Raw genomic sequence first — 13,317 nt, 5'->3', positions numbered from 1 at the left:
TGCTTAAATTCTTCACTATACCTATTCTGCCATTTTGTTGAATAAGTTTTTGAATATCTATCCATTATATTACACTTTTGTGTAAACCTATTTCAGGACAAGACAAGATTGATGGGTAAGAGTAATAAATAAAAGAAGTCACAATTGATAAAAAGATTGTGACTTCTTTTATTTAAAATCCCTTATACTAGTATCAAAAAATGAAACTCTAATATTGTATTTTGGTCAGATGAACAGGAGTTATAAATTTTATAATACATCTGGTTATATGTGTTTAGTTTCGCTATGGTGTATTGTAAATATAGTAGTGTAAAAAATTATTAGGATAACCATAATACAGTGTAGAGATTGATATTTTTTGGGTTATCTAAACTGTAGTGTCACTAGCGAGACGCTAGCGGGAGCGGGGGAAGAATAGTTGCAGATAGAAGTCCTTTTAATTTACACAATAAAGAGTTTAAAATAAATTTTTATGGCAAAGGAAATATATCAAATTAAAAAAGCTTTAGGTCTACTATTATTATGTGTTATTTTAACATCTTACCAACCTCCTAAAGAACAGGATTTACTAGATGAAGCAAGATTTAATTTTGAAAATACTACTTTTGATAGGGGTATGGACAGATTGCCTTTTAAAGGGCCAATTATTAAAGATAGGGTTGAGAATTTTAAAGCAGACCCAGGATACAAAGTATATGGGTGGTATTATGTTCATAGAAAAGATACTATATGGGTTTATGCCGAAGTAGATACTCTTTTAAAGAAAGAAACGTCTATGCATTTTTCAAGAAATATTACTAAATATATTGAAGAACTAGACAGAAGAATGCAATAAAAATTAGAAATCCCCCTAGTTGCGCAAAGTCTCCTGACTTAGCGTGATGCTTAAAGCAGTATGATTAATATAAAAATCCACAGCATTACTGTTGTGGATTTTTTGAAATTTTGTAATACAAAATTTCAAAAAATTAGAGGTTTAAGATCTAAATATATATCATATAAAAAAGACTCGATAGCACTATTCTATATATTACTTTTGTACTAACGATAACTTCTTGTTCTAATAAATCGAAAGATATCGTTAACCAATTATAAAATAATGAGATGACAAAGAAATGTAATCCAGTTGTTTATTTTGAAATTCCTGTTATAGATATTGATAGGGCAATTAAATTTTACAAATCTGTATTTAACTTCACATTTGGAAGAGAAATAATTGATAAAAATGAAATGGCTTTGTTTCCATTTGCAGAAGAAAACACCGGGATTTCGGGAGCATTAGCAATGGGAGAAATCTATAACCCCACACATGACGGAGTTGTAATTTACTTCAATACAGAAAACATAGACAAGACCTTAAAAATAGCGATTGAAAGCGGTGGACAAATGTTATATCCAAAAACATCAAATGGAGACTTAGGTTTTGTTGCAGAATTTGAAGATAGTGAAGGAAATAGAATTGCTTTACATCAACCATTAAATTGATGTGAGAAAAAAACAATCTGATCGCTCGGATATGATAGCATAGAAATATTTTCTGTGCTGGATACAAGTAGTGGTTCAGAGAATATAGGAATAAAAACTCAAACCCTCTCTCTACTCTAACGCTTTACTGCCTAAAACTGGAAATAAATAAAGGGTTGAAAATCGGCTGCATAGGTTTGATAACAGACAATCGCTACCGATATCACAACTACTGCTTTAACAAGCATATTGCTTTTAATAAATGCGTTTTCTATCCAACCTTTGGTACGATACGGTAACCAGTGAGTAATATACCCCAAAAGCATAACAATAAATACAATGCGATACTCCCACAGTACAGCCAAGGCATTCTGCCAATCCATATTAGTGACCACTTGCTGATAAAAGCGATCAATATGATCCATACTGTTCCCTCTAAAATAGATACGGGTAAACGTAATAAATACAAAAGTCAGTGCTATTCTCCATAGCAAGACATACCAGGCCTTAGATTCTTCGTATGGGCTTATCTTACGCCAATATTTGTATACTACAATTCCGATACCGTTAAGTCCACCCCAGATTACAAATTTCCATGAGGCACCGTGCCATAATCCACCGACCAACATGGTAATCATAATATTAACATTTCTATTAAAATGCCAAGCCAACCTGGGTGAGAAAAGCGTAATAATAAGTATAGCACCAATTCCCGAAGCAGCCAACAGTGCTATAGCATAATCAGATACAGCAAAAACTCCTAAAAATGTAAAAATCAATATAAATGTGTAAGAAAAAATAGTTCCATTACGATTACCTCCTATAGGGATATATAGATAATCTTTAAGCCAGCTCGATAATGAAATATGCCAACGTCTCCAGAAATCACCACAATGAATGGCTTTATACGGCGAATTAAAATTAACCGGTAGTTTATACCCCATAAGCAATGCTAATCCAATAGCAATATCGGTATACCCAGAAAAATCACCATAGATTTGTAATGAATACCCAAACATAGCCATGATATTAGTAAAACCAGAAAACATCTCGGGCACATCAAATACCCGATCCATAAAATTGGCTGCAATATAATCGGCAAATAACATTTTTTTGATCAACCCTTTTAAAATCATAAAAGTTGCCTGGCCAAATTCTTGTTTGGTAATCCTAATCTCTTTTCTGATTTGTGGTACAAAATCGGCAGCCCTTACTATTGGCCCTGCAACCAACTGCGGGAAAAAACTAACAAAAAACCCAAAATCAATAATCGATTTTAAAGGTTTGATTTGCTTTCTATAAATGTCTACACTGTAGCTAATCGTCTGAAATGTGTAAAAAGAAATCCCCACAGGAAGAATAATTTTATCTACTGTAAAGTAATCTACCGTACCCCAGGTATTAGCCCATTGTGCCAGGTAATTAATAACTTCGTAATCGGTTTGAAAAAGGAAATTATATGAATCTGTAAAGAAATAGGCATATTTAAAATAACAGAGTGTTCCAAGATTAATAACCACACTTATAGCGACCAATGTTTTTTGTAATAAAACCGACCTACTATTATAAATAGCCCTACCCAAAAAGAAATCGTTAACTGTGCTAAATAGTAAAATCCCTATAAAAAGACCACTGGTTTTATAATAGAAAAGAAGACTAATCGCAAAGAGGTAAGCACTTCGTAGATTTTTTTTGCTATATACTATAGCATAAATAAAATATACTACTGCAAAGAAAACCCAGAAGTTCGCTTGTGTAAAGATCAACGGAAAATCTTCTGAGAAAGAAAATATGTCAATAAGTCTATTCATTAATTACTTGATTCAAAATAGAGTCTGGCTCTAATTGCAATTCGTTTTCCCATGAATGCGTTAGTGCCTGTAACAAAAGATCTGCTTTTATACGATATCCCATAACCGTAAAATGAATACGATCTCTAGGCATTAGTTTATTTGCATACCAATCTTTTGAAGAATTAAAACCGCCCATAATTTCATAAAAATCCCAAACCGCCATTTTTTGTTCTTTTGCCACTTCATAGATAATTTTTTGAGCAATTCTGGTCCTTGGGTTTGGAAATTTCTTTTTGTAATACGAATCATTAGGCACAGTAAGTAATACAGCGCAATTAGGGTTTGCTTTTTGGACTAATTTGATTAAATCTGTATAATATGCTTTGTATGCGTCTGGATTAAAATCGGGGTGATATGCATCATTGGTACCAATAGATACTATAAATAAATCTGGTTTATAGAGCAATAACTGATCATCAAAAAAGCGACATCTTTTATAATATGAAAAACTACCCCCATTTACCCCAATAGAAGTATATTGAATTCCATTATTATCGTTCATCAATTCGATACCCATCATCAAAAACTCGGCTTTTTCTTCATCTTTAATTTTGCGAATACAAAACTCAATTTCTTCAACACTTTTATGTAATGTATATTCTATAAAATGTGCCTCTTTATTTTCTGTAATTGCTGATACTAGCGAATCTTGTTTGAAAGATATTTCATAGTCATCACTCCAATTATCATAAAAAATTCTGATTTTATTAAAATCATACATCTTTTCATGATAATTATTTCCATTCGCTATTATTTTCACATTGGATATACTGTCTTTAAAAACGGCTGTTACTCCCGATAATCCCCAGGCTACACTATCTTTTCGAACCGAACATCGATATCCTTTCCATTCGCCATCATACTTTACTCTATAATTACCAGGATTATTCGTTTTGGCAATACTAAACGGATAAATAAACCCTCGTTGTCCTTTTGCAGTGGGGCTCATCATCTGAAGGTATGATCGCAGACGATTCGAATAAATATCTGCTTGTATATGAGATCCCCCGATATGAAAAACGTGCAAATCTTCTTTTCCACCTTTTGCAATGGTGTCTAATTTGCGGAAAAGTGTTTTAAATGCCGGTGAATTTTCTGCCATTTTTATGGTATTGGCTTTCCAATTCACAAAAGGGTATTTATTTTGTATGGTATCTATAACATAGGTTTGTGCCATCAAGGGCAATGTTAAAAGCCATACATAAAAGAATAATTTGTTACGTGTCATCATGGTTATTAGGTTCTTTGAGGTCAAGGTATAGGGCTGTAAAAAATAGTTCTGAAATTATTTTGGTTCCTTTCCAGGTAAAATGCATATAATCTTTGGCAGTTAATTTTTCGTCTACCCATAATTTCATTGCTCCTTTTCCCCCCATAGCATCATACATACTCCAGTAGGCTACATTATTTTCCAGGCAAGTTTTCATTAATTCAGCATTAAGATACGGCAATAATGGGTAGGTTTCCATTTTACCGTTTACCGGAAGACACATATCTGTTGGTCCTATAAATAAAACGTTGGTATTTTTTGCTCGTCTTCTAATCCAATTTATTTGTCTGGCAATTCGTTTAGTATACTTGGTTACATCGGTAGAATCTTTGAGATATGGCATCGTATTACCCCCATATTGCATAATGACAATTTTGGGTCTTAATTGCCTCATCATCTGGCTATAGATAGTCGCATTAGAGCTTGTAAAAACAGTTCCCGAAGCACCACGCATCGCTACATTATCAATTTGCACTCTAGATCCTCCATCCAACGTTAATCCATAAAAATCTGCGCTCACCTTGCCTTCCAGTTCAATTTTAAGATCTGTAGGTGCAGTCGCTGTTCTTATTTTATATTGATGGTATTTACCATCTGCAATCAAATCGTCTTGCTGAATTAAAACTCCACCATTATATACCGATACTTTGATCGGAAAGTTACAATTACCATAATGCAAACCAATATTGGTAAAATACCTGAATTTTGCATATGCTTTCTTAGACTTCCCTATTTTTACAGAAGCTTTGATGATTGGTAAAGAATCAACCATAGTACTATCCGGAAGCTCTTTTTGATATGCTGTAAAACGAGAAGCAGAAAGATATGCACCATATTTTCGCTGTGAAAACTTTTTTTGGGTTGGATCAAAAAGTGCATAACGTTGCCAATTTTCGCTTGGTTCTATAATAGCACTTATTTGATTATACACAGGTAACACAGGAAGAAACCCGGGACCGCTACCCCCATACATCCCCTGAAGCCTGTTACGAAGATATCCTGTAATACGATCTCCTTCGATCTGAGAATCACCATAATGTATAATTCTACACGATCTGGAAGATAGTTTTTCTCTCAACTCATCTGCAAAATCGGGATTACTCTCGGGATATTTGATCCTAACAATGCGAGTTGTATCAATTTTTGAGAAGTCAGGAAGCTTTTTGATTTCCTCTGTTAAGGCAATATCTTTTTTACTTTCATCGGTTTCGATATCCAGAGGAGTTACAATCTGAGTAACCTCTAGAATATCTTGCCTTGTAAGTGATGAGTCTTTTTCTAATCCCAAAAATGTAGTATATGTAGGGTATTTAACCGAAACCCCTTCATACGAGAATCCATCATCTTGTGTTTGAGCTTTTTGAACTCCTCCTTTTTGACTCAAAAACATGAGTCCAAATAATACTCCCAATACGAATAGGATAAATAATGATATTTGAATAGGCCTGACTCTCAATGTTTCCCGGGGATATTTCTACTTTTTAGTAAAAATAGAAAGATTTTAGAAACTACCAAGGTGATAGATATATAAAGATGACTCTAATTGTATACATTTATGACAATAAAACGTTAAGAAAACTAAATATCTTATAACTTTTTATAATTACCTCAGCATGAAGAGCAGACATCTTGTTTACATCATACTACTTTTTTCAAGCCAATTTATCTGTGCTCAATATGAAATTTCTGGTCAACTATCAAATTATAATGAGCTTTGGCATGATAAAATTTATATGGCATACATAGAGCCAGGTGAAAACCACAATATTGCATCTTCTCGTCAAATTATTAATTCTACAACACTTGATATGGATGGAAATTTTATTTTTAAAGGGAATAATTTACCGCCCGGAAATAGCATGGTAAGAATTTATCTGGTAGAAAGTGAAAAATTTCAGGTAATGTTTTCCCACAAACCCAGAAATCATATTTTACTTGTTCTTAACGACAAATCTAAAATACATATAAAATCTTCAGATTTTAGTACTAACCCTCTTGATTATATAATCACAGGGGATTTTGAAAAACAAAATAATAAAATTAAAGAGTTAGAATTATCGCTCTACAATTTAAACAATCAAGATTCTAGTCCTTATCTAAAATCAGAAAAAGGACAAAAGCTAATTGCAAAAAAGAGAAAAAATATTATTAAAGAGTTTTGTAAATCAAACACGTATCCACTTGTAATCATATTTGCAGTTCAAAAATTAAATATTGAAAAAGAGTATTCAAATGATTCTGATTTTTACAAAGAGCTTCTTTTCAAATTAAAGAAAAGTAACGAAGAAACATTTGCATATGTTGAAGCATTTAGTAAAAAAATAGATGTAATTGGATATAAGGTTAATAAGAATGAATCTAAAGTTGATAAGTACAATTTTTCCCTACTTAAGGATATTGCGATTATTCTTCTTTGCTTGTTTGTAATAATCCTAATTGTCTACATTTTTAGTCTGAAAAAGAAAATTACCTCAATATCATCTACTCATATTCAATCAGAAAAATATGAGTTCACAGATTATAATCAATTAATTAAATCACTTACCAGACGTGAAAAAGAAATCTTAGAGCTTATAATACAAGAGTATCAAAATAAAGAAATTGCCATCCAACTTCATTTAGAGGTTTCTACTATTAAATCTCACCTATCAAAGATTTACACCAAGCTTAATGTTAAAAATAGAAATGAACTTAAAATATTATTAGCTTCTTAATTATCAAAGGTTACTAGTACTTTTTTCATACTGGTATTAGTTCTTTTTTAGTCTTATTTAAATGTTTGAGCTATAGGTGAAACTATACTTTTGTTTCGACTTCAAAAAATAAGATTAATGAAAAAAATCACAATCCTTTTTAGCTTCATTATCACACTAAGCTTAAGCTGTACTGATGATAGCACTAAAACTTTGCCCCAAGATACTAGCAAAACCTCTACGAGAAAGGCTATCGAAATCACATTAAAAGACATTTATAACAAGCCTGATCTTGAAATACCTACAATTGCATCTCTTAGAGGAGAGGTTGTAATTTTAGATTTTTGGGCTACCTGGTGTAGTCCATGCATTGCAGAGTTTCCTAAGAACAATGTATTATACAATAAATACAAAGGCAAAGGAGTAAACATTATTGCCATTACAAATGATCCAAAAGAAAAGTTAGAGAATTTTCTAAAAAATATTGATCTTGATTTCTGGATCGGCCGAATAGAAGGCAAACAAACCCTTAAGGATTATGAGATTCAATCTTTCCCAAGTATTGTAATTATCAATAAAAAAGGTGAAATCGTTTACAGAGGTAATCGTCTTACTGAAAAATTAATAGAAGAGGTTTTAACAACTGATACAATCACTCTTAAAAAACTAGCCGAACCAGAAATGAAGAACGATTCTAAAGTGTCGGGAATACCATTTTCTGGTGGATATTATCCAGGTGAAGATCCTGTTTATATTGATTTAATGAAAAACATAAGCTCAAACAAACCTGAAGAATCCCGAAAATTAGTTGACAAAGCAAATATTAGAAGTTTTGTAATACGCAAATCACCATATCAAAAAAGTAACATTGCTGGATATGGCTCGCAGAATAATTCTGTTGGAATTACAATTATAGGTAATGAGTTAATTAATATTTTCAAAATAATTAATAAAATTCCTTCAGAAATACGAATAAAAAATAATTCCAAGGACACTTTTGCTTATGACATCATATATTCTAAAAACGAGAAAGGAAATGATTTAAAAAAAGCATTTAAAGAAATACACGAAGAGCTATTGAGTTATTTAGACATCAAATTTAAAAATGTTAAAAACGAACATTTAGTAAACAAATTATCCGTTACTCTTCCAAATAAATATATCATCGCAAGAAATGAATTAGAGGAAGGAACTTCAACACTTTATACTCCAATTAAAAGACTCATACCGCTTTTCGAAAATACATCTAAAGAGTTTTTCACTTCTGATACTACCTTAAAAGATAAATTAGTGTACACGTACGGCATGAAATTAAACGAAATCAAAAAAGCTACCGATCCTATTCAAGAAATTAAACTACTTCTTCAAGAAAAAGGAATTATGATAACAAAAGTAAAAGAGCCTATTGAGACTTTTGAGATTATCGACTCGCAATAATTCATTTTTTCTTCAAAAGAAAATTTAAGTGAGCGCTCAAAAAGTAACTCATAACACACCAACCTATTAAACTTTATAACCTCACAGGTTTTCAAAATCTGTGAGGTTATATATTTTTATATTACAATCTAAAGTATATCTAAAGAGAAGAAATTAATTTCTTTACATCATTTACAACTGCCCGATATTTGTTTCGATTAGGTTTTGACATATGCCTAGATTCTATCAGGATTTCAGACAAAATTTCTTTGGCATCATCAATTTTCCCTTTTTCTACCAAAAACTGAGCAAATGTATATCGTTCCTCATAATTAGAATATCGTTGATCAATTTGTTTTAGTTGCTTTTCTGCTTTTTCTGACTGCCCTATTTCTTCTAATGCCAAACCATATAAAAACTGACTTCTGGATCCTTTAAAATCAGATTTAGTATTTATCTTCTCGGCACAAAAGATAACTTTATCATAGTTTTTGGTTTGATAATACCCTTCGATCATTTTTTTGATAACACCGGCATCTTCATCATAATTAGCACTAAGTGCCACTTCGTATTCGTTTATAGCATTAGTATAATCTTTTATTTCTAATAAAGCATCTGCCAAATTCACTCGATTCTGAAATGTTTCAGCAAAATCTAGTTGTTTTTGTAAATCATCAATCTTCTTAGTGGGATTAATCACGTTTACAATTTCATTCTGAACCACATCCAAATCTTTCTTATTAAATACCTGTGTCAAAAGATAGATAACACTCCCCAACACTGGCAAAAATATAATTACAAAAAACCAATAGTAATTGTTTTTATTCTTGATAGCATGGTAAACACAAAAGCCTTGTAAGGCAATAATTAAAAAATATGGCATGATGTAAAAATAGACAAAACTATTTAAGCATGACCACCAAATCATCTGCATTTACCATCGTACCAGATTTGAGAACAATTTTCTTAATCACTGCATCTTCATTAGCTGTAATGGTCGTTTCCATTTTCATGGCTTCGATGACAAATAGTGGATCATTCTTCTTTACTTCCTGGCCTGTTTTTACCAATACAGAGGATAATGATCCTTGTAAAGGAGCTCCTATCTGTTTAGCATCGGCCTTATCCACTTTTGCATGTATTACTTTATCTACTTTAATAGAATTATCTTGTATCTCTACATTTCTGGTTTGACCGTTTACTTTAAAGAATACAGTGACTTTACCATCATCATGAGGCTCTCCTACCGATATCAATTCTATTAACAGTATTTTTCCTTTATCAAGTTTTATAATGATCTCCTCTCCAGGGACCATTCCATAAAAAAAGTTTTTGGTAGGAATAGTCATCACATTACCATATTTTAAGTGATGATTATAGGCTCCTGTAAAAACTTTTGGATACAGCTTATAGGAAAGGAAATCTGTAATATCCAGTTCTCTTCCCATACCTTTTTTGAATATTTTGACAAACTCTGTAAATTCGGTTTCAAAATCAACAGGTTCCAGATGTGCATTAGGTCTGTTTGTAAATGGTTTTTGATCTTTTAGTATTGATTTCTGAAGATCTTTTGGGAATTCGCCAACGGGCTGCCCTAATTCTCCTTTAAACAAACTAACCACCGATTGTGGATATGAAATAGTATCTCCCCGCTCTTTTACATCTTCTATGGTTAGGTTATTACTCACCAGATATTGTGCCATATCCCCCACTACTTTAGAGCTTGGCGTTACCTTCACAATATCTCCGAAAAGCTCATTTACTTCTCCATACATTTTAGTAATTTCATGAAAGCGATCTGCTAATCCTAATCCCTGCGCTTGTGGTTTTAAGTTAGAATATTGTCCTCCTGGGATTTCGTGTTGATATACTTCTCCTGTTCCTGCTTTTAGTCCAGACTCGAAAACATAATAGTATTCGCGTACAGCCTCCCAGTAATTAGAATACTCATTTAATTTAGAGGTATCCATTACATTCTCACGCTCATGAAATCTCATCATTTCTGTTATCGCATTAAAATTAGGTTGTGCTGTTAATCCAGATAGCCCACCTAAAGCAACATCTACAACATCTACACCCGCTTCAATTGCTTTGAGATATGTTGCTGATTGTACCGAAGAAGTATCATGCGTATGCAGATGTATAGGAATATTAATTTCGGATTTTAATGCCGAAACCAATTCATACGCCGCATATGGTTTTAGCAATCCTGCCATATCTTTGATTCCCAGAATATGCGCTCCTGCATTTTCGATATCTTTGGCCAGTTGAATATAATAATCGAGAGTATACTTCGTTCGGTTTGGATCTAAAATATCTCCTGTATAGCATAAGGAACCTTCGGCAAGTCCTTGTGTTCTTGTACGTACATGTTCGATACATGGGGCTATAGATTTCATCCAGTTTAGGGAATCAAAAATTCGAAATACATCTACTCCATTCTCCCAGGATTGTTCTACAAATTTCCCTATCAAATTATCAGGATATGCTGTATATCCTACACCATTAGAGCCACGAATCAGCATTTGAAGTAATATATTGGGCATTGCTTCTCGTAGCGAGCGAAGTCTTTCCCAAGGATTTTCTTTAAGGAAACGAAGGCAGACATCAAAAGTAGCTCCTCCCCAAACTTCCATACTAAAGATTTCGGGATGGTTTTTAGCAAATCCTTCTGCCACTTTAATCATATCATAGGTACGCATTCTGGTTGCTAACAAACTTTGATGTGCATCACGCATCGTAGTATCTGTAAAATGAATTTTCTTTTCATTCTTGAGCCATGTTGCAAATTTCTCTGGTCCTAATTCGGTAAGTAAATCTTTGGTTCCTTTTGTATATCCCGAGGTTTCGTCAAATTTTGGAACCGTAGGTACTACAAAAGTTTTTGTATCGTCAATCTTTTTAACATCAGAATTACCATTAACGATAATATCTCCTAAGAAATTGGCCAATTTGGTAGCTCGATTACGAGGCTCTTTAATCGTAAATAATGATTTTGTATTCTGAATAAAATTAACAGTTACCTCTCCTTTTCTGAACGTATCGTGCCTTAGGATATTAGCCAAAAATGGCATATTGGTTTTTACACCACGTATTCTAAACTCAGACAGCGCTCTTAACATTTTTCTACATGCACCATCCAGAGTTCTACTATTTGCCGAAATTTTAACCAACATCGAGTCAAAGAATGGCGAAATGGTTACTCCCTGATACACACTACCAGCATCTAACCGAATCCCAAACCCCGAAGCACTACGATAGGTTGTAATAGTACCATAATCAGGTTTAAAATCATTTTCGGGATCTTCTGTTGTAATCCTACATTGTAATGCAAACCCCGTTGTTTTTATACTCTCCTGACTTTCAATTTTAATCTGTTTATCAGATAATTTATATCCTCCTGCAATAAATACCTGAGCTTTGATCAGGTCTATTCCTGTTACAATCTCTGTCACCGTGTGTTCTACCTGTACACGTGGATTTACTTCAATAAAATAAATACTTTGGTCTTCATCAACCAAAAATTCTACAGTACCGATATTATTATAATCTACTGCTTTACAAATAGCAAGAGCATAATTGTATAAATCCTGTTTTATATGTTCGGATACTCCAAAAGAAGGAGCATATTCGATTACTTTTTGATACCGTCGTTGTACCGAACAATCGCGTTCAAAAAGATGCACCATATTACCGTGATGATCTGCTACGATTTGTATTTCGATATGTTTTGGGTTCTCTACAAACTTCTCTAGAAATACGGTATCATCTCCAAAGGCATTTAAGGCTTCTCTTCGTGATTCTGGGTATGCTTTTTCTAGTTCTTCATCATTTCGAATCACTCGCATCCCTCGGCCTCCTCCTCCAGAAGCAGCTTTAAGCATTACCGGATACCCAATACGCTTCGCTTCTTTTAAAGCAATTTTTACATCTGTAAGATCCTCTTTATTACTCTCTATGATAGGAATATCATTCTCGATCGCTACCTTTTTAGCCGTAATCTTATCTCCCAGAGAACGTAAAACCGATACTTTGGGGCCAATGAATATAATATCATTTTCTAAACATTGTTGTGCAAACTCTGCATTCTCAGAAAGAAATCCATACCCTGGATGAATTGCATCTACATTATTGCTTTTGGCAACCTTTATAATGGCCTCTACATTTAAATAGGGCTTTAATGGTTCATTATTTTCGCCAATCTGATATGCTTCATCCGCCTTGTACCTGTGTAAAGAATATCGATCTTCATAGGTATATACTCCTACTGTTTCTAATCCAATTTCTGTACAAGCTCTAAAAATACGGATTGCAATTTCCCCCCGATTAGCTACTAAAACTTTTTTGATTTGCATGATATAAATTATGAGTTAAAACCATTTTTAGCGAACATTCGCTACGAAGATATTCATAACAAAAATGCTGTGCAACAGTAATGTTAAAATTGGTATAAATAAAATTAATCTGTGATATGCTTAACAATCTTCTGTCTCCAATTCAGCATCTTACAATAACATCTTATAACATAATCTTAACACAAATTAACTACACTCTTTATAAGATTCTGTGAGTTATAATCGTTTACTGATCATACGTCCCATAACATTTTTCAATTTATTAA

At 32.9% G+C, this 13,317-nt stretch carries 9 protein-coding genes; 4 read left to right on the top strand and 5 right to left on the bottom strand.

Annotation, left to right across the window (positions count from 1 at the left end):
* The first annotated feature begins 472 nt into the window (after nucleotides 1–472).
* Entirely contained in the window at nucleotides 473–835 is a 363-nt protein-coding gene (locus tag DG435_RS16315) for a hypothetical protein (protein ID WP_106791776.1), read from the top strand.
* A 269-nt stretch (nucleotides 836–1,104) separates the two neighbouring features.
* The gene (locus tag DG435_RS16310; protein WP_106791775.1) at nucleotides 1,105–1,485 is read left to right on the top strand and encodes a VOC family protein; all 381 of its coding nucleotides are present in this window, start codon (nucleotides 1,105–1,107) and stop codon (nucleotides 1,483–1,485) included.
* A gap of 131 nt (nucleotides 1,486–1,616) precedes the next feature.
* Here the strand turns inward: DG435_RS16310 and DG435_RS16305 are convergent, their stop codons facing one another.
* The 3 genes from DG435_RS16305 to DG435_RS16295 are packed head-to-tail and all read right to left on the bottom strand — an operon-like array spanning nucleotide 1,617 to nucleotide 5,998.
* The gene (locus tag DG435_RS16305) at nucleotides 1,617–3,275 is read right to left on the bottom strand and encodes an MBOAT family protein (RefSeq protein ID WP_106791774.1); all 1,659 of its coding nucleotides are present in this window, start codon (nucleotides 3,273–3,275) and stop codon (nucleotides 1,617–1,619) included.
* Nucleotides 3,268–4,548, bottom strand: a complete 1,281-nt coding sequence (locus DG435_RS16300) for a GDSL-type esterase/lipase family protein (RefSeq protein WP_106791773.1) — start codon at nucleotides 4,546–4,548, stop codon at nucleotides 3,268–3,270. Before DG435_RS16300 ends, DG435_RS16305 begins: the two co-directional genes overlap by 8 nt.
* Entirely contained in the window at nucleotides 4,535–5,998 is a 1,464-nt protein-coding gene (locus DG435_RS16295) for a GDSL-type esterase/lipase family protein (RefSeq protein ID WP_159025500.1), read from the bottom strand. Before DG435_RS16295 ends, DG435_RS16300 begins: the two co-directional genes overlap by 14 nt.
* Before the next feature lie 322 nt (nucleotides 5,999–6,320).
* Between DG435_RS16295 and DG435_RS16290 the strand changes: the two genes are divergently transcribed.
* Together DG435_RS16290 and DG435_RS16285 are read left to right on the top strand one after the other, a co-directional pair.
* Nucleotides 6,321–7,301: a response regulator transcription factor gene (locus tag DG435_RS16290; RefSeq protein ID WP_159025499.1), complete on the top strand. Its 981-nt coding sequence runs from the start codon at nucleotides 6,321–6,323 to the stop codon at nucleotides 7,299–7,301.
* A gap of 117 nt (nucleotides 7,302–7,418) precedes the next feature.
* Nucleotides 7,419–8,717 carry a TlpA disulfide reductase family protein gene (locus DG435_RS16285; RefSeq protein ID WP_106791770.1) on the top strand — a complete coding sequence of 433 codons (1,299 nt, stop codon included), beginning with the start codon at nucleotides 7,419–7,421 and terminating at the stop codon, nucleotides 8,715–8,717.
* A 139-nt stretch (nucleotides 8,718–8,856) separates the two neighbouring features.
* Here the strand turns inward: DG435_RS16285 and DG435_RS16280 are convergent, their stop codons facing one another.
* Both DG435_RS16280 and DG435_RS16275 read right to left on the bottom strand, forming a co-directional pair.
* Entirely contained in the window at nucleotides 8,857–9,579 is a 723-nt protein-coding gene (locus tag DG435_RS16280) for a CDC27 family protein (RefSeq protein WP_159025498.1), read from the bottom strand.
* A gap of 19 nt (nucleotides 9,580–9,598) precedes the next feature.
* Nucleotides 9,599–13,051 (bottom strand): pyruvate carboxylase, encoded by a 3,453-nt coding sequence (locus DG435_RS16275; RefSeq protein ID WP_106791768.1) that lies wholly within the window; start codon nucleotides 13,049–13,051, stop codon nucleotides 9,599–9,601.
* Nucleotides 13,052–13,317: the final 266 nt, after the last annotated feature.

Origin of the sequence: Aquimarina sp. Aq78, from assembly GCF_900299525.1 — a bacterium.
Lineage (GTDB): Bacteria > Bacteroidota > Bacteroidia > Flavobacteriales > Flavobacteriaceae > Aquimarina.
This window is presented reverse-complemented; position numbering and strand designations above follow the sequence as displayed.